The sequence below is a fragment of the Paenarthrobacter sp. CM16 genome, assembly GCF_013179505.1.
GTDB lineage: Bacteria > Actinomycetota > Actinomycetes > Actinomycetales > Micrococcaceae > Arthrobacter.
Genome location: NZ_JABMCX010000055.1, coordinates 1 through 19757, shown reverse-complemented (window position 1 = coordinate 19757; position 19757 = coordinate 1). Strand labels below are relative to the sequence as shown.

The 19757-nt window shown below is 62.8% G+C and carries 25 protein-coding genes; 9 read left to right on the top strand and 16 right to left on the bottom strand.

Translation table 11 applies throughout. The features are described 5' to 3' along the window. From HP499_RS07030 to HP499_RS07015, 4 genes are all read left to right on the top strand, one after another. Positions 1-432 (top strand): hypothetical protein (locus HP499_RS07030; RefSeq protein ID WP_172323228.1); only part of this gene is annotated, 432 nt, incomplete at its 5' end. A gap of 28 nt (positions 433-460) precedes the next feature. Then, positions 461-943 carry a MepB family protein gene (locus tag HP499_RS07025; protein ID WP_172323226.1) on the top strand — a complete coding sequence of 161 codons (483 nt, stop codon included), beginning with the start codon at positions 461-463 and terminating at the stop codon, positions 941-943. 34 nt (positions 944-977) lie between these two features. Further along, positions 978-1778: an SDR family oxidoreductase gene (locus tag HP499_RS07020; protein ID WP_172323224.1), complete on the top strand. Its 801-nt coding sequence runs from the start codon at positions 978-980 to the stop codon at positions 1776-1778. Positions 1779-1801: 23 nt separating this feature from the next. Next, complete coding sequence (locus tag HP499_RS07015) at positions 1802-2161, top strand: hypothetical protein (RefSeq protein ID WP_253951449.1); 360 nt, start codon at positions 1802-1804, stop codon at positions 2159-2161. On the opposite strand, the gene HP499_RS07010 is transcribed toward HP499_RS07015, so the two are convergent. Next, positions 2131-2922 (bottom strand): helix-turn-helix transcriptional regulator, encoded by a 792-nt coding sequence (locus tag HP499_RS07010; protein WP_172323222.1) that lies wholly within the window; start codon positions 2920-2922, stop codon positions 2131-2133. The genes HP499_RS07015 and HP499_RS07010 overlap by 31 nt on opposite strands. 79 nt (positions 2923-3001) lie before the next feature. Between HP499_RS07010 and HP499_RS07005 the strand changes: the two genes are divergently transcribed. After that, the gene (locus HP499_RS07005; protein ID WP_172323220.1) at positions 3002-3514 is read left to right on the top strand and encodes a glyoxalase/bleomycin resistance/extradiol dioxygenase family protein; all 513 of its coding nucleotides are present in this window, start codon (positions 3002-3004) and stop codon (positions 3512-3514) included. A gap of 25 nt (positions 3515-3539) precedes the next feature. Here the strand turns inward: HP499_RS07005 and HP499_RS07000 are convergent, their stop codons facing one another. The 7 genes from HP499_RS07000 to HP499_RS06970 form a co-directional block, all read right to left on the bottom strand. Next, positions 3540-3899, bottom strand: coding sequence for a VOC family protein (locus HP499_RS07000; protein ID WP_172323218.1), 360 nt, complete (start codon positions 3897-3899; stop codon positions 3540-3542). A 3-nt stretch (positions 3900-3902) separates the two neighbouring features. Next, the gene (locus HP499_RS06995; RefSeq protein WP_141283339.1) at positions 3903-4163 is read right to left on the bottom strand and encodes a DUF4235 domain-containing protein; all 261 of its coding nucleotides are present in this window, start codon (positions 4161-4163) and stop codon (positions 3903-3905) included. Between the two features lie 103 nt (positions 4164-4266). After that, positions 4267-4443: a CsbD family protein gene (locus HP499_RS06990; protein ID WP_035760998.1), complete on the bottom strand. Its 177-nt coding sequence runs from the start codon at positions 4441-4443 to the stop codon at positions 4267-4269. Between the two features lie 89 nt (positions 4444-4532). Next, a complete protein-coding gene (dhaM, locus tag HP499_RS06985) occupies positions 4533-5225 on the bottom strand; it encodes a dihydroxyacetone kinase phosphoryl donor subunit DhaM (RefSeq protein ID WP_172323216.1) in 693 nt (230 codons plus the stop codon). Then, on the bottom strand, positions 5222-5884 hold the full coding sequence (dhaL, locus tag HP499_RS06980; RefSeq protein ID WP_172323214.1) for a dihydroxyacetone kinase subunit DhaL: 663 nt from the start codon (positions 5882-5884) through the stop codon (positions 5222-5224). The genes dhaM and dhaL overlap by 4 nt, the downstream gene beginning before the upstream one ends. Before the next feature lie 2 nt (positions 5885-5886). After that, positions 5887-6888 (bottom strand): dihydroxyacetone kinase subunit DhaK, encoded by a 1002-nt coding sequence (dhaK, locus tag HP499_RS06975; protein WP_172323212.1) that lies wholly within the window; start codon positions 6886-6888, stop codon positions 5887-5889. An 83-nt stretch (positions 6889-6971) separates the two neighbouring features. Next, positions 6972-7598 (bottom strand): isochorismatase family protein, encoded by a 627-nt coding sequence (locus HP499_RS06970; RefSeq protein ID WP_172323210.1) that lies wholly within the window; start codon positions 7596-7598, stop codon positions 6972-6974. Between the two features lie 133 nt (positions 7599-7731). Between HP499_RS06970 and HP499_RS06965 the strand changes: the two genes are divergently transcribed. Then, positions 7732-8691: a GlxA family transcriptional regulator gene (locus tag HP499_RS06965; RefSeq protein WP_172323209.1), complete on the top strand. Its 960-nt coding sequence runs from the start codon at positions 7732-7734 to the stop codon at positions 8689-8691. Here the strand turns inward: HP499_RS06965 and HP499_RS06960 are convergent. Next, entirely contained in the window at positions 8688-9077 is a 390-nt protein-coding gene (locus tag HP499_RS06960) for a helix-turn-helix domain-containing protein (protein WP_172323208.1), read from the bottom strand. The two genes, HP499_RS06965 and HP499_RS06960, sit on opposite strands and share 4 nt — an antisense overlap. 91 nt (positions 9078-9168) lie before the next feature. Here HP499_RS06960 and HP499_RS06955 point away from each other — a divergent pair, with 91 nt between their 5' ends. Beyond that, positions 9169-9579, top strand: coding sequence for a nuclear transport factor 2 family protein (locus HP499_RS06955; RefSeq protein ID WP_172323207.1), 411 nt, complete (start codon positions 9169-9171; stop codon positions 9577-9579). Between the two features lie 92 nt (positions 9580-9671). Here the strand turns inward: HP499_RS06955 and HP499_RS06950 are convergent, their stop codons facing one another. The 4 genes from HP499_RS06950 to HP499_RS06935 all read right to left on the bottom strand — a co-directional run bounded on the left by HP499_RS06950 (position 9672) and on the right by HP499_RS06935 (position 12473). After that, positions 9672-9890, bottom strand: a complete 219-nt coding sequence (locus tag HP499_RS06950) for a hypothetical protein (RefSeq protein WP_172323230.1) — start codon at positions 9888-9890, stop codon at positions 9672-9674. 12 nt (positions 9891-9902) lie between these two features. Beyond that, entirely contained in the window at positions 9903-11351 is a 1449-nt protein-coding gene (locus tag HP499_RS06945; protein ID WP_172323206.1) for an FAD-binding oxidoreductase, read from the bottom strand. A gap of 134 nt (positions 11352-11485) precedes the next feature. After that, a complete protein-coding gene (locus HP499_RS06940; protein ID WP_172323205.1) occupies positions 11486-11995 on the bottom strand; it encodes an amino-acid N-acetyltransferase in 510 nt (169 codons plus the stop codon). A gap of 112 nt (positions 11996-12107) precedes the next feature. After that, positions 12108-12473 (bottom strand): hypothetical protein, encoded by a 366-nt coding sequence (locus tag HP499_RS06935; protein WP_172323204.1) that lies wholly within the window; start codon positions 12471-12473, stop codon positions 12108-12110. 318 nt (positions 12474-12791) lie between these two features. On the opposite strand from HP499_RS06935, the gene HP499_RS06930 reads away from it, so the two are divergent. Beyond that, complete coding sequence (locus HP499_RS06930) at positions 12792-13658, top strand: hypothetical protein (RefSeq protein ID WP_172323203.1); 867 nt, start codon at positions 12792-12794, stop codon at positions 13656-13658. Positions 13659-13714: 56 nt separating this feature from the next. On the opposite strand, the gene HP499_RS06925 is transcribed toward HP499_RS06930, so the two are convergent. Both HP499_RS06925 and HP499_RS06920 read right to left on the bottom strand, forming a co-directional pair. Continuing rightward, positions 13715-15817 carry a prolyl oligopeptidase family serine peptidase gene (locus HP499_RS06925; RefSeq protein WP_172323202.1) on the bottom strand — a complete coding sequence of 701 codons (2103 nt, stop codon included), beginning with the start codon at positions 15815-15817 and terminating at the stop codon, positions 13715-13717. Positions 15818-15946: 129 nt separating this feature from the next. After that, positions 15947-17164 carry a glycosyltransferase gene (locus tag HP499_RS06920; protein WP_172323200.1) on the bottom strand — a complete coding sequence of 406 codons (1218 nt, stop codon included), beginning with the start codon at positions 17162-17164 and terminating at the stop codon, positions 15947-15949. 100 nt (positions 17165-17264) lie between these two features. Here HP499_RS06920 and HP499_RS06915 point away from each other — a divergent pair, with 100 nt between their 5' ends. Then, a complete protein-coding gene (locus HP499_RS06915; RefSeq protein WP_172323198.1) occupies positions 17265-17966 on the top strand; it encodes a TetR/AcrR family transcriptional regulator in 702 nt (233 codons plus the stop codon). 86 nt (positions 17967-18052) lie between these two features. On the opposite strand, the gene HP499_RS06910 is transcribed toward HP499_RS06915, so the two are convergent. After that, the coding region (locus tag HP499_RS06910) for an ATP-dependent Clp protease ATP-binding subunit (protein ID WP_172323196.1) at positions 18053-19757 on the bottom strand (1705 nt) is incomplete at its 5' end.

Sequence of the window (19757 nt, the reverse complement as noted above, 5' to 3'; positions counted from 1 at the left end):
CCGGGCTGCTATCCCCAAGCAGTGGCCTGCCCGGCCATTGGGCAGATAGCCGGAGTTTCCCTGACCGTGGCAGCGGGGTACACGGACCAAGTGGGGACGCTTCGGCTCAAGGCCTGCCAGGATGGCAGTTGCACCGAGAACGATGTGGTGCTGCATCCGGGAGCTACAGCCGTGGACCAGGGCTGCTCGCCTGAAGGCATGTGCTCGGCCACCTCCTCCCCTGATGGGACCTTGGTGGGTTTCCTCGAGCTTCCATCGCTCAGTGAGAACCCCCTTGAAGCGACCCTTTCCGGCATGTCTCCGGCCGGAATCGCACTGCCGGTCCGGACGCTGACCTTCATCCCCAAGGGTGACTATCCCTACGGCGAGCAATGCGGACGGGTGATTTCAGCGGCCCTGATACTGGATGGCGGGGGTTTGCGGCAACAGTAGGTTTCCGGCACCGCCGTAGGATGGGTGCGTGCCTGACCACAATGTCCACCCAGACGTAGCCGAGGCATTGCGGGCCCTCAGCCAGTCATCCGGATCGCCCTCAGCGCCGGTACCCGAGGCCGACAACCATGAGTATGGGGCCGTCGTCGTTGATCTTGGGCAGGAACTGGTCCGGTTCCGCGTAGGTAAGCTGACTCCGGCCAAGGTGGGCTTGTTCGTTGCCGTCTGGCAACGCGCCCAGGACGGGTCCACTGAGCCCTTCCCCGCCGAAGATGGTGTGGATCTGCTGGTGATAACAGCCCGGGAAGGCGGCAGGGCCGGCTACTTCGCTTTCCCGAAACCGGTACTGGCCAAGCATGGAATCGTGTCCGTGAACGGTGTCGGTGGAAAGCGCGGCTTCCGGGTATACCCACCATGGTCCGAGGTAAGCAACCGGCAGGCAGCCCGGACCCAACTATGGCAGTGCAAATACTTCACTGAAGGTAGTGCCACATCGGATAATACTAAGTAACCTGTCTGTTACTGGGAACCGAAAGGCAGCAACCATGTCCACAACTGAACGGCCACTGGCGCTGGTCACCGGCGCCTCAAGCGGCATTGGATTCGAGCTGGCGAGGCAGTTCCTCAGCAACGGATTCGACACCGTCATCGTTGCCGAAAACGACAAGATCCACACAGCGGCGGAGGAACTGAAGGGCCTCGACGGAGATGCCTACGCAGAGCAAATCGACCTCACTGACAGACAGGGCATGGCCCGGTTACACGCCGCCGTCGCGGCTTTGGGCCGGCCGCTGGAAGCAGTGGCCATCAACGCGGGCATCGGGGTGGGCGGTCCGTTCGTGGAAACCGACCTCGAGGCAGAACTCAAGACAATCGACCTCAACGTGATCTCCACGGTGGTCATCGCCAAATGGGTTGCCTCGGACATGGTCCAACGCAACCAGGGAAAAATACTGTTCACTTCCTCAGTGATCTCCAGGGCCCCAGCACCCTTCCAGGCAATCTACGGCGCCTCCAAGGCGTTCGTGCAGTCCTTCGGGCAGGCACTTCGCAACGAACTAAGAGACACCGGAGTCACTGTTACCACGCTCCTGCCAGGGCCTACAGAGACCGACTTCTTTGAACGGGCCGATCTCCTGGACACCAAAGTGGGCAGTGATGACAAAGATGATCCCGCGTTGGTGGCCAAACAAGGATTCAAGGCCCTGATGGAAGGCGACGGCAACGTGCTGGGCGGCTCGCTCAAGTCCCGCACCATGGGCCTTGGCAGCAACGTCATGCCCGACGCCGCAGGAGCGGAATTCAACCGCAAGCTCAGCGAACCCGGATCCGGAAAAGACAAGTAGGAACCAGAACAAAAGGAGCAGCCATGACCAACCCCCGTGAAGAAAACACCGCCGGCGAGGCCATCGAAGACGTCATCGTTCCACAGGACGACGCCCTACCGAACCCTGACCGTTCCGGCCACGGCAAGATGCCCGAGGACGTCGACGACGACACGTACCAGAGAGCCGCGGAGCAGGAGCGCGTTGCGGCGGGCCTTGCCGATTACGCTCCCAGCGACGTCCCGACGCCACCGATCCCCTGCCCCCGGAAGCATCCGACGAGGCGGACCTGGCACAGCGCGGTTTGCTGGACACCCCGGACGACACCCCGGAAGAAGACCGCTAAGGAGTCCCTCTCCGGGCGCCCGGGACATCACGTCGCCTCGCCGAACGACTTCCGGTAGCCACTTGGCGTAAAGCCCAGATACTTCCGGAAGTCGTTGGTCAGGTGCGCGTGGTCTGCATAACCGAGTTCGACGGCGATCGCGGCAAGGTCCGCTTCCGGGTCGGACCGGGTACGCTCGGCGGCATCCTGGAGTCGGCGCCGCCGAATCAAGGCCGAAGGGCTCAGCCCAACGTACTTCCCAGCGATTCTCTGCAGGGTTCGGGGTGATACCGATAAGGAATCAGCCACATCCTCGATTCTTGAAACATCAGGCCCGGAAGCGATCACATCCATCATCCGGTTGGCGAGCAACGCCTCCTCTGAAGCAACAAACTTCAAGGAACCCAACCACACCACAAAGGCTTCCACTGCCCGCTCCCGGTGAGCGCCGCCGTCGGGCGCTTTCATTGCCCTGCAGACGGCAGAATGCAATTCTTCCTGCGCCAGAACGACCTCCTGATCACGGAGGGCTCCCGGATTATCCGTGAAAAGCGGAACGGCCGCCGGGCGGAGCAGCGCCCCCACAGCCCAGCCGGTCCCGTTGAGGTCCCGGTGTGAAGCGCGGGTGGTGGGGCCGGCAAGGATGACGTCCGCGGGCTGTACCACCAGGTTGGAGGCAGGATAGGCAATGACGTGCTGCCGGGACGACCGGCCGGGCTCGATGTTCCATTCCGGAATCCAGAACCACTGCACCAACCCGGCTATGGATGAGGGGGCCGGGTAGCGATGGAAGGTGGGCAGCCGCGCCGGATAAAGGATGCCCTTGAAGGAGCCTTCCATGGGGAGCCTTTCCAGAAGCGATCAAAGCTGTCGCAAATCTCCAAGCGCTACCTGGCGGCAGGCCCGTAGCGTCATACCCATGACAGATACTACAAGCACCGAATCAACCATGGCCGCCAACGGGGACCACACCACCAATGGCATTCCGAACGGCCTGACCAGCCTGACGCCATTCCTCGCGGTAGCCAACGCCAAGGAAGCCATTGCGTTCTATCGCGACGTCTTCGGCGCACGGGTGGTGGGCGAGACCGAGATGGGCGGAGTGGTGGTCCACGCCGAACTCGACTTTGGAAACGGCCACCTCCAGCTCGGTGAGCCCAACCCCGAGTACCACCTCGTCCCGTCACCGAACGGAGAGGACGACTGCTACTCCATGGGCCTCTACTGCTCCGATGCGGACGGGCTGGTCCACAAAGCCGAGCAAGCCGGGGCCACCATCCGCGAGCCGTTGACCACGTTCGTTTCGGGTGACCGCTATGCCAGCGTCCGCGATCCGTTCGGCGTCCGCTGGTCCATCATGACGCGCGTGGAGGACCTCTCCGAGGAAGAGAGCAACCGGCGGGTCGAGGAATGGGCGGCGCAGCAGGGCTGAACGCCTGGCCAAGCCCGGCGAGGGCTTAGCTCAAGCAGAGGCAGAACGGATGACCAGCCGGGTCAAGGAACACCCTGAACGTGTCGCCTGGCTGGTGATCGGCTTTGGTGGCACCAAGGGACAGTGCAACTTCCTCACCCTTATCCAAGTCATCCACGATCATGTCCAGATGCATCTGCTGCGGAATGGTCTGGCCGGGCCACACAGGCGGCTGGTACACCTCCACCTGCTGGAAGGAGATGCAGTTGCTGCCGTCGCTGGGACGGATATCGAACCAGTCGCCTTTGTCCTCAATCTCCCAGCCGAACAGCTCGCCGTAGAACGCGGCCAATGCCGCTGCGTCAGGACAATCGATGACAACACTGGGGAACTTAGCTATAGCCATTTGTTAAACCTCGTCAGCCGTCTTCTTCATGCGGGCCAGGGCGCTCTTGGTGCCCCGCTGGGTAAGTACGTGAACTATGGCGCCGACACCTGCCGAAACCACTGCGAAGACCAGAACGCCGGGCAGGGAATCGTTGAGGTCCGTTCCGTCCTTGGGGGCGGGCTTACCGGTCTTCTTCTCCCAGATGCCTTCCAGCGTCTTGTTTGCGAGCGTGCCTGCTCCGAGGCTGACTGCCAGGCCGAAAAGTTTCACCAGAATGTTCACGAAGATCCTCCATTAGATAGAGCGCCAGCAAGCGGCGCTTCACACATCAATCGCCCCAAAACAAGGCAGGGCCGCTGCAATTGCAGCGGCCCTGCCTGGATTCTTAGTCCTTCTTGAAGGCGTCCTTGAGCTTCTCGCCGGCACCCTTGAGGTCGGCTTTCGTCTGGTCGCCCTTGCCTTCGGCTTCGAGACGCTCGTTGTCCGTCAGCTTTCCGGCAGCCTCTTTGGCCTTGCCGCCAAGCTTCTCGCCAGCGTTCTCCATCTTGTCGTCAGCACCCATGATTCGTACCTCTTCCTTGTAGTGAACCTGTACCTCTACAACATCACTAATCAGTGTACTTAGCAATATTTGAGCGAAAATCGTCTCGGCTAAAGCTCCCCGAACCCTTCCTCAACCAGCCGGCCCACATACTGGACCGCCTTCAGTGCATCCTTGCCCCTCGCTTCGACATGGAGGCTGGAACCCTGCCCTGCGGCGAGCGCCATGAGTGCCATGATGGACATGCCGTCGACGCCGTTGACGGTCACCTCCGCGTCCAGCCCGGACAGGCCGCCGGCGATCTTTGCCGCGGGCCGGGCATGCATGCCCAGGGGGTTGATGAGTTCGAAATCGCCGCTTGCGTCCGGCTCGTCCTTGAGGTCGGGAATCTCCGGTCCTCCCACGCCGGCGGGCACCTTGCCAAAAGCCACGGCCTCTGCAGCCTTGCAGACGTCCTCGACGCCGGCGCCTCCTTGGGCAGCGACGGCAGCCGCCACGAGTCCCTCAACCAGCGGAGCGTCGGCCAGCCTCACGGCGTCGGGATCGCTGGCAAACTCCATGGCCGATTCGGCTGTCATGACTGCCGAACCCAGATCGGCCAGCACCACCACGCCGTCACCACCGGAATCCACCAGTGACTGCTCGACGGCGGCCAGCACCTTCTCAAGGCTGGTTCCGATCCGATCGTCCTCGGTGCCCCCGGCGGCGACCAGTTCGACGTCGGGCGCCATTTGGGCGGCGAGTTCCACCGCCCCCTCGGCGATCTTGCTGCTGTGCGATACAACCACTATCCCTACGGTCATATGGCGTCGGTTCCCTTGTCACCGGTTGATCGGGCGGCCGCCGCTGCGGCCGCCCGGAGGATGAGGGCGGTTGACGCGGCGCCGGGGTCGCGATGCCCTGCACTCCGCTCCCCCAAGTAGCTGGCCCGGCCCTTGCGCGCCACCAAGGGGTCCGTTGCCATGGCCCCGGTTTCGGCAGCTTCCGCGGCTGCTTCCAGCACGCCAACGGGGTCGGCGCCGCTCCCGGCGGCTTGTTGCGCCGCTTCCACGGCGGGAGTCCACGCATCGATCATGGTCTTGTCGCCAAGTTCGGCTTTACCGCGTGCCACTACTCCGTCACGGGCGGCGGCGAGCGCTGCCGCCAGCGCCCCGGCATCAACATCGGCGGCCTCACCCAGCGAGGTAGCCGCCCGCAAGAACGCCGTTCCATACAAGGGTCCGGCCGCTCCGCCCACCTTGGACATGAGGGCCATGGCGGCAGCTTTAAGCGCTGCACCGGGAGTTTCCGGCGGCGTCTCATCGAGCATCTGCAGTACGGCCTGGAAACCCCGGTCCATGTTCTCACCGTGGTCCGAGTCGCCGATGGCCCGGTCCAGTTCGATCAGTTCCACACGATGCTCCGCCATGGCCTTGGCGGAGAGTTTTATCCAGTCCACGGCCCAGTCAACGGTCAAGCCCATGTTCAGGCTCCCCATCGCAGCGCGGCAGTGTGTACCGGGGCATCCCACAACCTGGTCATTTCCTCGTCAAGGCGCAGCACTGACACCGAGCAACCCTGCATCTCCAGGGAGGTCACGTAGTTGCCCACCAGCGATCGCTCCACGGTGGCACCGCGTTCGGCCAGCACTTGGGCTGCGCGCCGATAAACGATGTACAACTCGCTTTGCGGCGTTCCGCCCATGCCGTTGACGAACAGCAGCACTTTGTCATCGGAGGTGAGGGCAAGGTCCTCCAGCACGGGCTCCAGCAAGCGGTCCGTGATGGCATCGGCCGGCTCCATGGCGATCTTGTGCCGGCCCGGCTCGCCGTGGATGCCAATGCCGATCTCGATCTCATCTTCGGCAAGCTCAAAGCTGGGCGTCCCTGCGTGCGGCACGGTGCAACCGGAGAGGGCGACGCCCATGGTCCGCACGTTGGCCACCACGCGCTCGGCGATGGCTGTGACAGTGTCAAGATCGTCTCCGCGCTGGGCTGATGCTCCGGCGATCTTTTCCACCAGGACCGTTCCGCCCACCCCGCGCCGACCCGCCGTGTACAGCGAATCTTCCACCGCGACGTCGTCGTTCACCAGTACGGAACGAACGTGCACGCCTTCGGCCTGCGCCATTTCGGCCGCGGTTTCAAAGTTCAGGACGTCACCGGTGTAGTTCTTCACAATATGGACGACGCCGGCACCTGAGTCCACAGCGACCGTCGCCGGAATGATCTGGTCAGGAGTGGGCGAGGTGAAAACTGCGCCGGGGACAGCGGCGTCGAGCATGCCGAACCCCACGAAACCTGCGTGCAAGGGCTCGTGGCCACTGCCCCCACCGGAAACCAAGGCAACCTTGCCCGCTACCGGAGCACCCTTTCGGACGACGTATTTAGGCTCCGGGTGGACGTCCACAATGTCGGCATGGGCCATGCCGAAACCTTCTACGGACTCGTCCACCACTGCGCGTGGATCATTAATGAGCTTTTTCATAGGATGCTCCTGGGCGTGCTGCGGCTGGTGCTCTGACCCTACTACCGGCAGCCCGGCCCACGGTAGGCCCGGAGCGTCTTTGGTTAGCGCACAGCTCCGGCAACCGCAGAGCTTCCCAGATCGCTCCTCTCCAAGGCGCTGCCTGCGCCCAGCGCATCTACCCACGCGTCAGTGGTGCTGACGGCTGCCCAGTTCGAGTTCAGCAAAGCCATCAGGGTGGTGTGGACTGTTTTCGCGTCGGCGAAGCCTGCGTCATTGGCCAAATTGATGGCACCGGTGGCATCGGAGAGGACTTCGGTGGCGAACCCGATGTATTCGGCTTCGACAGCAGAGGCCAAAATGCAATTGTTGGTCATGTAACCCACCAAGGTGACGGTGTCGACGCCGTTCTCCCGCAGCCATGCGGCCAGGTCGGTGTCGGCGTAGACCGAGCCATAGTGCTTGACCACAGTCTTCCAGGAGTCCTTACGGCGATCCTCGATTTCAGGATGGAGGGTGAACTCCGGGGTGCCCGGGGCGAAGACAGGCGCACCCTCCCCGGCGCTGTGCTGAATGGCGGCAATCGGAATGCCTGCCTCAGCAGCGGCGTCAATGGCCTTTCCAATCATCACGATCGATTCGTGGTGGGGCGGGAACTGGATCTCAAGGGGTCCGCTGAAATATTGCTGCTGGATGTCTACGAGGATCAGTGCGCGGCGGGGCGTGCTCATGGTGTTCTCTTTTCCGGGGTCGGTTCGTTGGCCGCCTTGTGGCAACTCTTCCATCCTCGGCGTCTTTAGAAGTGACCACCAGTGGCATGAATGCCCTTATACGATTGATTCAGGCCAATCGAGAAGAGGATCCATGCGCATCTCCGTCTATGCCTTCGATGACGTGACAATGTTCCACCTCGCGGTCCCCCAGATGGTTTTCGACGAGGTCTCGCGACAAGGCCTCGCCGAGTGGAACACCCGGCTCTTCGCGGATCAAGCGGGCCACATCCGCACTGCGGAGGGCTATCAACTGGGAGAGATCCCTGGCCCCGAATCCACATCCGAAGCAGACGTCATTGTGGTGCCTTCCTGGTTTGACGACGGCCGCTCACCGAATGAGCAGCTCCGCACCGTACTTCGGCAGGCACACGAGCGCGGCGTCGTCATCCTTGGCCTGTGCCTGGGCACCATCCCGGTTGCCGACGCCGGCCTGCTTGATGGGCGGTCCGCCGTCACGCATTGGGAAGCCTTCAGTTCGCTCTCGACACGCCACCCGGATGTTTTTCTGGACCAGACGGTGCTGTACATCGATCACGGCGACGTCTTGACGTCGGCGGGAACAGCCTCCGGATTGGACGCATGCTTGCATCTGGTGAGGACCCGACTGGGATCTGCAGCCGCCAACCAGGTGGCACGCAGCCTGGTCATCGCTCCGCACCGGGAGGGCGGACAGGCGCAGTACATCGAGCACCCCTTGCCGCCCCGGTCCGCGGACGATCCCATGTCACGCTTGTTTGAGTGGGCCCTGGGTCATTTGGCCGAAGACCTGACCATCGACGCCCTCGCCGATCAGGCCCACATGAGCCGCCGAACCTTCATCCGTGCCTTCAGGGCGTCTACCGGGACTACCCCATCAGCATGGGTGCGCTCCCAGCGGCTCGACGCAGCCAGGCACCTCCTGGAGAGTTCCAGCCTGTCCATCGATCAAGTAGCAGCCGAATGCGGCTTCGGCAGCGCCGTGACACTCCGGCAAAACTTTGCCCGGGCTTTCTCCACTACACCCACCGACTACCGACGCCACTTCGACGCCCAGCCCCGGCGCGTTTCCTAAGTCAGCGTCCCAGGCGTTGGTCGTTCGTCATAAGCATCCCGCGCCGACATCACATCTTCGATGTGCTGCTCTGCCCAACGCCCCAAGGCTGTGAGGGGTTCGCGCAGGGTTCCCCCCAACGGGGTTAGCTCGTACTCCACGCGGGGTGGCATCTGGTCATAGGCCGTGCGGCTCACGATTCCGTCCCGCTCCAAGTCCCGCAAGGTATCGGCGAGGACCTTTCCGCTGATGCCATCCACGGCCTCCCGCAGTTCACCGAAACGCAAGGGGCCACCGCTGAGTGCGATGACGATCATGGCGGTCCATTTGTTGGCTATCTTCGCCAGGGACGTTCGTGATGGGCACGTTGAGACCATGACGTTCCACACCGGTTCGTTCAAACTCATCAAACTCCTCCACTCGATCCCTTAGTTACGTTGATGTAACAGGTTACCGAATGTAACCATGATTGGGTAACCGAAACCCCAAGGAGAACCCATGAATAACCAAGCACCCGAGGCTGTAGCCGCCTCGTACTTCGACGCACTCGGCCGTGGGGACGTGCCAGCTGCCATGGCGATGTTCAGTCCTGACGTGGTGTGGCATCAACCGGGCTCCAACCGCTTTTCCGGCAACCACCAAGGCATTGAAGCAATCGGCGCATTGCTCGGCGGGATGATGCAGGCCAGCGAGGGAACCTTCCAGCTCACCGTTACCGGAACCCCCATGGTCAACGGCGCGTTGGTTGCAGTTCCGGTTCGCTTCGCGGGCAAGCGCGCCGACACTTCAATGGACATGCCCGGCACGGATCTGCTGACCGTGAACGAGGGGAAGATTACCGAAGTGTGGCTCTTCTCCTCGGATGCAGCCTCCGAAGACGCGTTCTGGGGACATCCCGAAGCCGGCTAGCGCCGGCACAGGCTACCGCCGAGGCCTTTGGCGGGGTTGTCGAGACAAGCGCGGCGGGGACAGTTCCTGGGAGCTGTCCCTGCCGCGTTGTCCTACCGCTCAGGTGCCGGTGTCGCCGTCGGCTCCTGCTCTGATACCGGCTCCGATTCCTGTTCCTGTTCCTGACGGATGCGGAATTCCGGCCAGAAAGCCGAATACAGGTCCGGGTCGGAGCGGCTGTCCCCGGACCATGGCGCCTCGTGCGGCCACGTCCCGTGCGGGATGTCGATCTGGAAAGCGGAGAAGTCGGGGAACGTGACGCGGTTGTTCATCACCCTCAGCCCCTAGCTGCTCAGCACGGCGTCGCCGCCGGCGGTCACAACGTCTTGGAGCAGCACGGTCTGATCGATGACAGGGAGCCCCACCACGTGCCCGAAGCTGAACATGTTGTGCGGATCCAGCTCGGCCTTTGCCTTACGGAGGCGATCCAAGGCCGTTGCCCGCCACGGCCGCTCCCGGTCTTCGGAATCCACAAAGTGGCCATGCAGATTGACGAAAGTTCCGGCATTGGCCGCAGGCCTCAGGTCTTCATGAACTGCGTTGAACACGGACGGCAACATCTCCACCCTTGGCGGCACGGCAATGGCACCCATGAAGAAGCTGAACGCAGCATCGCGGCCACCCACAATATCGTCACCATCCGAACTCTTGGCCAAAGCACCGCCGAGCAACCGGAGTTCGGCCAGCAACACGGGACTGTCAACACCGGGGCCAAAGTGCCGCAGAAGCGCATCAGCTTCCGGCTCATCCAACCTGTCCAGGAGGAAGCCATGTTCCAGCACTGGAACCGGCTGGTCCGGGTCCTGGTGGATCGAGTCGAAGGCGGTGGCGTCCAGGGGCCCCGTGGCATCCATCATGAAGGGCGCGCTCCGACGCATCGGCTCCAGGAGTTCTGCTGCGGTCGCCAAATCACCCTGGTAGGCATACCGGAGATGGATCACGAATTTGCCGCGCAAAGGTGGCGGCACCATCTCCATATCCGGCAGCCGCAGAAAGGCAAGGGACGCCGAAGCCTCCACGGGCAAGGAAGGCGCCCAGCCCCTGAACGCCTGCAGCACTTCAGGAGCATGCTCACCGTCAAAGTAGATTCCGCCGGCATAGAGGTCGGAGCCCTGGAACAGGTGGAATTCCATGGCGGTGACGATTCCCAAGTTGCCCTTGCCGCCGCGCAGGAGGAAGAACAACTCCGAGTCCTCGTCCTTGGTCACCCGGCGCAGCACACCGTCAGCCGTGACAATCTCGAACGCAATCACATGGTCGGAGGCGAAACCGTATTTGCGCCCAAGAATGGGCAGCCCGCCACCCAGCGTGTAACCCACCACGCCAACATCAGTGGTGGAACCGCAGAGCCCCATCAACCCGAAGGTCCCGGCGAGATCCACCACGGCCTTCCAGCGGACGCCCGCACCAACGCGGGCCGTCTTCTCCAGGGGATCAATACTGAGTTCGAGCATTCGGCGGGTGCTGATCAACAGGCCACCTTCAATGGCATTGGTGGCACCGTGCCCGGTGGACTGGACGGATACCGGCATACCGCGTTCTGCGGCCCAGCGCACGGCCGCCGAGACGTCCTCTGCATCGAGGGCGCCGAAGGCGAGGTCAGGTTGGTGCTGTGTGGATAAATTGAAGGCCGCTACTTCAGCGGCGAAGCCGGAATCGGCAGGCGTGAACACTGGACCGCGCACGCTGAGTTGGAGTTCTGAAACATCTGAAAAGGAGGCGTGGGACTGCATGATCTTCTCTCAATTGACCGATGTGGTGGAAGCTTCCCCAGCAAGCCTCAATCAGTTTATCCATCAAGTTGAGATAAGAAAAGGGTATTAAATCACGCATAATAGGCCAGGATTGCGGCTTCGCTCCTAGCGCGCTAGAGCTGCTTGATCATGCGGGTGTTGCCCAAGGTATTGGGCTTCACCCGGGCAAGGTCCAGGAACTCTGCCACGCCTTCGTCATGCGAGCGCAGCAGTTCGGAATATACCTGCGGATCCACGGCCGATTGGTCGGCCATGACTTCAAATCCGTGGCGCTTGAAGAAGTCCACTTCAAAGGTCAGGCAGAAAACACGGCTCACGCCAAGCGCCCGGGCTTCCTCCAACAGGTTCTCCACGAGGACGTGCCCCACACCCCGCCCACGCCAGGAGTTCGCCGCGGCAAGAGTGCGGATCTCGGCCAGGTCTTCCCACATGACATGGAGCGCCCCACAACCAATGACTTCCCCGGCGTCCGACTCTGCAATCCGGAATTCCTGCAGGCTTTCGTAATACGCCACGGTCTCCTTGGCCATGAGGATCCGTTCCTCAGCCAAGGGCGCCACAAGCCTCTTGATCGCCGCCACATCACTGGTGCGGGCAGGGCGAAGGCTGAAGGTCGGATTCACTCCCCCATCCTAGCGAGACGGACAGGCGCCGGCCGTGCCCAGCGCTGATGGTTACACGCACACCAGTCCGGCTTGCCTGCAATTCCTTCAAACAGCCGGGCTATTGCGAATTTCATGGTCGCGGCGGTTCTCCCCTGTTGATGAACGCCACGTTGATGATGTGGTCCCCGCCCGTCTCGGAACTGTTCTGAAAGACAAGCTGATAGCGGGTGCCCCCAATCAACAGGGCAAGCCCCAAAGGGATCCTGGTTGGTGAATTTGCCGCAGCGAGGAGCGTCTCCAGAAAGGACGCATCTTTTTCAACTTGCCCACGAATGCCGGACTTCTCAAAGCCTTCCAGCGCCGACAACCAGACAGTTCCGTCCGCCTCACGGATAGCATGTGCGGGGTACACAACATGTCCGGTGGCGGTTTCGAAGCCGACGGCGGTACGGAAGATCTTGAACTTCGCGCACCAATTCGTAAAGTGCCGGTTCAAGACTCCGCTGGGGTCGGCTGCCGCTGCCGGAACCGGCACGTATTTCTCCTTGAGCACTTGATCCTGACTGTTCGCTCGCAGTCAATGCCGCGAATCCGTAGCGTTCTTCACGGCCATGCATCTCCATACGATGACCGTCACCCGTATCCAGTGCGTCCAGGTGCCAAATCGTGACGCTAATCAGCTCTGGTGACAAAGTCGTTGAAGGGACACAGAACCAGGTGGTTCGTGAACGGATGATCCGGAGTGCGGTCGTCGGACAGGACGCCTGGGAGGAACTAGTCTCAAGTGGTGCCACCCATCTGGAAAGGTATTGAGATGAAGAAGGCCGTTCTCACTCTGGAGGGCACCCCCAGCGATGCCGTCGCCGTCTCGGAAGCGGCAGCGAAGGCCATCGCCGTAAATGAAAGGGTCCGGCGGCCGCTGTTCCGCGAGTTGCATAGGCTGCACGAGCGTCGCGGTGCACTGGCAAAAACCCCCGACATTACGAGGGGACGAAAGCGAATCCTGTGGCAGGCAACGTGGGGCTTCCTCCTCAGCGCCGGCTTGTCAGCCGCACTGACAGCAGCCGTGATGTTCGGTCCTTCAGATCGCAAGAGCACCTATATCACCGCAGAGCAGGCAGCTTCGGTAGCCTCCCCTGCCGCGGTGATCGGAATCGTTCTCCTGACAGTTGCGCTCTTCCTCCCGGTGCCCGCAAGGCCGGCAGCACGATACGGAACCGTGTGCACGCTGATTGTGGGACTCTTCGTCATCGGCCTCGTGACCTTCAGGGCTGTCACGGGCGTCGCCGATGATCGAGGATTTGATTCCGGGCAGGTCGCACCGTGGCTCATCAAGATGAGCCTGACACTTGCACTCCTGGCCCTCCTCGCTTGGCGCCTGAACCGCAAACGTATGCTGGAACTCCAGCAAGACCTCAGTCCCGCAGGTCGCAAAGAGGCGATGCGAAACTTGCGGACGGCGGCTGAACACCTTGCGGCAACGTCGTTGGAACGTTGGGGCCAAGGAGCCGGCGGCTCGGTATCAGCGGCATGGAATGATCAACTGAAGCAGCTGGAGCGCCAAGGGACACCCCCGGCTGTCATCGCCCAGGCACGGGCGATCGGGCCGGTGGCATGGCTTGCCCGGTTTGTCTACGGCGGGGATTTCGACGGCGACCTGCGCAAAATACTGTCCCCATGAACACCACCACCTGCGCCCCCGCCGCGTCGGCGGAGGCACAGGTCAGCCTTTTCGATCTAAATCCCCAGCTCCTCAGGCAAAGCAACATCCTCGCCCAGAACCTGTTTGGCCAGGAAGTGCTCCACCACTCCGTACCAGATCTTCGCGTGCTGCGGCTGGAGTACCCAGTGGTTTTCGTCAGGGAAGTAAAGGAAGCGGTGCGGGCTCTGGCCGTTCTCGTCCGCAGGCAGCTGCGATGAGGACAGGAGCTCATACCAGAGGCGCAGGCCCTCACCGATCGGCACCCGGTAATCCTTGTCACCGTGGATCACCAGCATGGGTGTCTTAATGTTGCCCACGTTCAGGTGCGGTGAGTTCTCCGAGGCCATGTCCACGGTCATCTCCTTCAGCCAATACTGCGCTGCATCCGTGGTGGGGCCGAACTGGTCCAGTGCCCACAAACTTGCGTGGGTAACAATCGCCTTAAACCGGTCGGTTTGGCCGGCCACCCAGTTGGCCATGTAACCGCCGAAGGATCCTCCCATCGCCGCTGTCCGCGACTCGTCGATGTCCGGACGGGCAACCACCGTGTCAGTGATGGCCATGAGGTCGGTAAAGGGCTTCTTGCCCCATTCACCCCAGCCGCGCTGGATGAATTCCTGGCCGTACCCAGTGGAAAGCGCGGGGTCCGGCAGGAGCACGGCGTACCCCTTGGCCACCAGCAGCCAGGGGTTCCATCGCCATGTCCACGCATTCCACGAACCCAAGGGCCCGCCATGGATCCACAGCAGGAGCGGTGCGGGCTTGTCCGCGGAGGCATCGTCGGGGAGGGCGAGGTACGCGGGCACGCGTGCGCCGTCGTCCGCCGTCGTTTCCACACGCTCCAGGCGTCCCTTGTAAACGGGACGCTCAGCAGGGGCCTGAAGCCTGGTCACTTCTCCGGTAGCAAGGTCTATCCGGACTGCTTCGGCGGGGAACTCGTAGGAGCTCCGCAGGGCATACGCCGTCGTCCCGTCAGAGGTAAGCACGACGTCGGAGTAGGCGGACGCGTCCTGCGTCACCCGGGTGACCCCACCGTCAGCGACGTCAATCCGGAAAACCGGCGACGCGCCGTCGTCGTCCGCTTTGGCCAGGATGGAGCTGCCATCCGGGAGCCATGCGAGGGCAGTAGCCCAGCGATCCCACTGATGGGCCAGCGGCTCAAGGTCAGTGGTCTCACCGCCGGCGACGTTGAGCAGGTGCAGCTTCACCTGGGGCGCCTGGTGGGGCGTGGTGTCGCTTTCGCTTTCGACCACCAGGGTGCTGTTGTCCGGGCTGACCGGCCCCGGGAAGTAGTTCATGCCTTCATGGTCCAGCAGCACCTTGACGCTCCCGGTGGCGACGTCGATAGCGGCGAGCACCTCACGGCTGTCTGCTTTTGCCAGCGCCTTGGTCATGCTGGTGTAGATGGTCTTGCCGTCCGGGCTCACCACCGTTTTTGACTCACGCAGTGAACCGCCGACGCCGGACGTCAGGTTGCGCAGCTTGAGCGGAGCGGCAGCATCCACAGTTGTCGGCTTGCCGGGTTCCTGGTCCTCTCCCTGCTCAACAGCGAAGATCCGCGGCTCGGCCGGGCCGAGGTCGGCATCCCAGAAGCGGACGGGGTAGCCGCTGTGCAGGATGGCGGAGACCTTGTTGTCCTTGCGGGCCTTGCGGCGTTCGTCGTCGTTGTCTTCGTCGGCAGATCCGGCGAGGACCTCGGCGTTGACGAACGTGGCGTCCGCGTCCTTGGCTGTCATGACCGAGCTGATGCCACCTGAGCGCGAGTGCACCACCCGGGCTTCTCCCCCGTCGGCGGGCAGGAGCCACAGGGCGTTCACCGGGTCAGCGTCGGGACTGTCCGGGTCCGGGCGCGCTGAGGTGAAGTAAAGGTCGCCGTTCGCCGCGAACGCAGCACCGGCCTCGCCCTTGGAACTGCGGGTGATCCGGCGCGCTTGCTTCCGGCCGGCGGGGTCGATCTCCCAGAGCGCTGAAGCGAACTCGGTTCCCTTGCCGTTCAGCGTTGAAACGGTGGTGACCAAGCGAGTGCCGTCGGGGCTGAGGGTGAGGCCGCTGACCCGCGGGATGGCGAGGTAGTGGTCCATGTCGTGAAACGGGGTTTCGGGCTGCTCGCCCGGGGTGTGAATGTCAGCAGAGTCCATGGTCCGATTCAACACGCATTGTGCCGCCGATCACAGAGTGGTTCACTCACAGTGAAACAGTACTTTCACATATTTACCCAAGTAGGTCGCAGTAGAACGCGTTAAGACGGATCAAAACGCGCTCTCCTGCTACTTGGCTGGGAGGTTTCGCAGGGCCGCAAGCACGGGCACAGTTCCGTCCTCCGTGGCGATGGCGGCCGCGACGCCCCTGGCTTGAACGGCGTACGACGGCGATGCCACGGTTTCGGCGATCGCGTCACCGAGGCGCTCCGGAGTCAGCTTCTTGTAAGGAATCGGCCGGGGCCCGGCACCCAGCGCTGCAATACGCGAAGCCCAGAGAGGCTGGTCCGTGTAGACGGGGACGCCGATGGCCGGAACTCCTGCGCGGAATCCTGCCGCCGTGGTCCCAGCTCCGGCGTGATGGACCACAGCCGCCATCCGGGGGAAGAGCCACTGGTGGGGAACACTTCCGACACCCAGGGCGTCATCACCCAACGCACCCTCCGGACCCTGCACTACTGCCCTCACTCCGGCGCGACGTGTCGCCTCCAGGATGAACTCAGGGTCGAGGTGGGCGCTGCTGCCAAAACCGACAAAAACCGGCGCCGGCCCGTCGGCGAGAAAATCCACCAAGTCCGAGGACGGTTCCCAACGTGTATTTTCGGCAGGCCACCAGTAACCGGCCATGACCAAACCAGAGTGCCAATCCGACGGCCGCGGCAGGACCGAAGGGCTGATGCCGTGAAGAATGGTTGCCCGTGCTTTCCTCCGGCGGCGCTCCCCTGCAGCCCGGCTTTCCTTGCCAAGACCCAACTGCTTGCGAAGGCGGGCACCAGGAGCATCGTACGGGGCGGGGCCGGCAGCGGCACGCTCACCGATCACCTTGTTCCCCCATGCCCCCAGGCTGCGGGACGAGTTCATCAGCACCGGCGGATATGCCGCACTCGGCTCCGTCGGTTGCAGGTGTGCGCCGATCGCAGGGATGCGCATGGCTTCTGCGATGTCGTACGCATAGGGAGCCACCGAATTGGCCAGGATGACGTCGGCTCCAGCCTCGGCGGCCGCCAGGGTTCCGGTCGCTGCGTTCTCCATATACGCACCGAGCTTGCGCCAAAACGTCATCACGCTTCCAGGCGCGGTCTTCGCCCCCGGCGCCGGTTGCCTGATGAGTTCCGCAAGATCCCCGGGCAGCGGCCTGAATTCGCAGCCGGACTCCACCACCAACGGGGCGTAGGCAGGATTCGCCGCAATGGCAACCTCGTAGCCCAGCCCCTGAAGGCGACTCCCGAGCCCGGCCATGGGCGCAACATCCCCGCGCGTCCCGGGAGCAACCATGAGTACCCGCATGGATCCCTACCTTCCCTGAATTGCGATCACCGTTCGCAATTCAGAATATAGTGAAATGGGATGAGCACCAAACCATCTCAATGGAATGAAGGGAGCTCGGATGCCGGTTCACGATCCTGCGGACGTCTGGCGGCGCCCGGAACGTTCGGCCGTCGGCCCCAAACCGGAGCACTCCCGGAACGGGATTGCGGCGGCGGCGCTTCGTATTGCCGATGAGGAAGGCTTGGCAGCTGTCTCCATACGCAGGGTTGCAACCAGCGTAGGAGCAGGCGCCGCTTCCCTCTACCGCTACGTGAAATCACACGACGAACTTGTTGAACTGATGATGGATGCAGTCGCCGGCGAGTACCAGTTTGAAACGACCGATGATCATCCACAGGGGCGGCTCCTGAACCTTGCCCGGCAAGGACGCAGCATCATGCACCGGCACCCTTGGCTGGCACCGCTCCTGATCACCCGCCCATCCACGGGCCCCAACTCCCTGCGTTTCCTGGACGGGACTTTGGCCGCCATGGAAGCGGTGGACCTTCCCGGGCCGGCAAAACTCCAAGTCGTGGCCATGATGTCAGCCATCACCTCGGCATTCGTGCAGAACGAACTGGCTTCACTGCCACCATCAGATCCAACTGAAGGCAGCTCGGCAGACCGCGGCTCACACATCCTTGACGCCCTCCAGTCCGGAGAGTATCCACACCTCGCCGCAGCCATGGCAGGGCACTCCGGTGCAGGCAGCAGCGAGGAACAATTCACCAACGCAATCACGAATTATCTGGCGGGCGCAGGCATTCCCGCCTGGCGCTGACCCGCTGTTGGGCCAGAGCCGGCCAGTTACGCAAAAGCCCCGCCTGCTCCTTTGTGGGAGCTGGCGGGGCTTTGTGCTGTATTGCCTTACGCGGTGGGAGCGATCTCCGGGATCCGCGGCTTGGCGTTGCCTTCGAACGTGAACTTGGCGTCGTCACCTTCGCCGTCAACGTCCACCACAACGATGTCGCCGGAGTGGAGTTCACCGAACAGGATCTTCTCGGACAGCTGGTCCTCGATCTCGCGCTGGATGGTGCGGCGCAGGGGCCGGGCACCCATGGCGGGATCGTAACCACGGGTGGCCAGGAGGACCTTGGCAGCGGGCGTGAGCTCGATGCCCATGTCCTTGTCCTTGAGGCGACGCTCCAGGCGGGTCACGAACAGGTCCACGATCTCGATGATCTCGTCCTGCGTCAGCTGCGGGAACACCACGACGTCGTCAACGCGGTTGAGGAACTCGGGGCGGAAGTGCTGCTTGAGCTCTTCCGTGACCCGGGCGCGCATCCGGTTGTAGCCGGTCTGGGTGTCCGTACCGGACTGGAAGCCCGTTGCCACGCTCTTGGAGATATCGCGGGTACCAAGGTTGGTGGTCATGATGATCACGGTGTTCTTGAAGTCCACCACGCGGCCCTGGGAGTCGGTCAAGCGGCCGTCTTCCAGGATCTGCAGCAGCGAGTTGAAGAGATCGGCGTGGGCCTTCTCCACTTCGTCGAACAGGACCACGGAGAACGGACGACGACGGACCTTCTCGGTCAGCTGGCCGCCTTCTTCGTAGCCGACGTAGCCCGGAGGTGCACCGAAGAGACGCGAAACCGTGTGCTTCTCGGAGTACTCGGACATGTCCAGTGTGATGAGGGCGTCCTCTTCACCGAACAGGAACTCGGCCAGGGCCTTGGCGAGCTCGGTCTTGCCGACGCCCGTGGGGCCGGCGAAGATGAACGAGCCACCCGGACGCTTGGGGTCCTTCAGGCCTGCACGGGTACGGCGGATGGCCTGGGACAGGGCCTTGATGGCCTCGTCCTGTCCAACGACGCGCTTGTGCAGTTCGTCTTCCATCTTGAGCAGGCGCGAGGACTCTTCCTCGGTGAGCTTGAAGACCGGGATGCCGGTGGAGTTCGCAAGAACTTCAGCGATCAGGTCCTCGTCAACCTCGGAGATGTCGTCCATGCCGCCGGACTTCCATGTGCGTTCCTTCTCAGCGCGTTCGGCAATGAGCTTCTGCTCCTTGTCGCGCAGCGAGGCAGCGCCCTCAAAGTCCTGGGCGTCGATGGCGGATTCCTTCTCCATCTTCACGTCCGCAATGCGCTCGTCCATGGCCTTGAGCTCCGGCGGAGCGGTCATGCGACGGATGCGCAGGCGTGCGCCGGCTTCATCGATGAGGTCGATCGCCTTGTCCGGCAGGAAGCGGTCCGAGATGTAGCGTTCGGCCAGCTGCGCGGCTGAGGCGAGGGCGCCGTCGGTAATCGTCACGCGGTGGTGTGCCTCGTAACGGTCACGCAGGCCCTTGAGGATCTCGATCGCGTGAGCGACGGAGGGTTCCTTGACCTGGATCGGCTGGAAGCGGCGCTCAAGGGCAGCGTCCTTCTCAATGTGCTTGCGGTATTCATCCAGGGTGGTGGCACCGATGGTCTGGAGTTCACCACGGGCCAGCATGGGCTTCAGGATGGACGCAGCATCAATGGCGCCTTCGGCAGCACCTGCACCAACGAGGGTGTGGATCTCGTCGATGAAGAGGATGATGTCGCCGCGGGTGCGGATTTCCTTGAGGACCTTCTTCAGGCGCTCTTCGAAG

Coding starts and splice junctions, on each gene's coding strand:
- HP499_RS07020 (WP_172323224.1), top strand. CDS start 978: ATGTCCACAACTGAACGGCCACTGGCGCTGGTCACCGGCGCCTCAAGC.
- HP499_RS07015 (WP_253951449.1), top strand. CDS start 1,802: ATGACCAACCCCCGTGAAGAAAACACCGCCGGCGAGGCCATCGAAGAC.
- HP499_RS07010 (WP_172323222.1), bottom strand. CDS start 2,922: ATGGAAGGCTCCTTCAAGGGCATCCTTTATCCGGCGCGGCTGCCCACC.
- HP499_RS07005 (WP_172323220.1), top strand. CDS start 3,002: ATGACAGATACTACAAGCACCGAATCAACCATGGCCGCCAACGGGGAC.
- HP499_RS07000 (WP_172323218.1), bottom strand. CDS start 3,899: ATGGCTATAGCTAAGTTCCCCAGTGTTGTCATCGATTGTCCTGACGCA.
- HP499_RS06990 (WP_035760998.1), bottom strand. CDS start 4,443: ATGGGTGCTGACGACAAGATGGAGAACGCTGGCGAGAAGCTTGGCGGC.
- dhaM (WP_172323216.1), bottom strand. CDS start 5,225: ATGACCGTAGGGATAGTGGTTGTATCGCACAGCAGCAAGATCGCCGAG.
- dhaL (WP_172323214.1), bottom strand. CDS start 5,884: ATGGGCTTGACCGTTGACTGGGCCGTGGACTGGATAAAACTCTCCGCC.
- dhaK (WP_172323212.1), bottom strand. CDS start 6,888: ATGAAAAAGCTCATTAATGATCCACGCGCAGTGGTGGACGAGTCCGTA.
- HP499_RS06970 (WP_172323210.1), bottom strand. CDS start 7,598: ATGAGCACGCCCCGCCGCGCACTGATCCTCGTAGACATCCAGCAGCAA.
- HP499_RS06965 (WP_172323209.1), top strand. CDS start 7,732: ATGCGCATCTCCGTCTATGCCTTCGATGACGTGACAATGTTCCACCTC.
- HP499_RS06960 (WP_172323208.1), bottom strand. CDS start 9,077: ATGAGTTTGAACGAACCGGTGTGGAACGTCATGGTCTCAACGTGCCCA.
- HP499_RS06955 (WP_172323207.1), top strand. CDS start 9,169: ATGAATAACCAAGCACCCGAGGCTGTAGCCGCCTCGTACTTCGACGCA.
- HP499_RS06950 (WP_172323230.1), bottom strand. CDS start 9,890: ATGAACAACCGCGTCACGTTCCCCGACTTCTCCGCTTTCCAGATCGAC.
- HP499_RS06945 (WP_172323206.1), bottom strand. CDS start 11,351: ATGCAGTCCCACGCCTCCTTTTCAGATGTTTCAGAACTCCAACTCAGC.
- HP499_RS06930 (WP_172323203.1), top strand. CDS start 12,792: ATGAAGAAGGCCGTTCTCACTCTGGAGGGCACCCCCAGCGATGCCGTC.
- HP499_RS06925 (WP_172323202.1), bottom strand. CDS start 15,817: ATGGACTCTGCTGACATTCACACCCCGGGCGAGCAGCCCGAAACCCCG.
- HP499_RS06920 (WP_172323200.1), bottom strand. CDS start 17,164: ATGCGGGTACTCATGGTTGCTCCCGGGACGCGCGGGGATGTTGCGCCC.
- HP499_RS06915 (WP_172323198.1), top strand. CDS start 17,265: ATGCCGGTTCACGATCCTGCGGACGTCTGGCGGCGCCCGGAACGTTCG.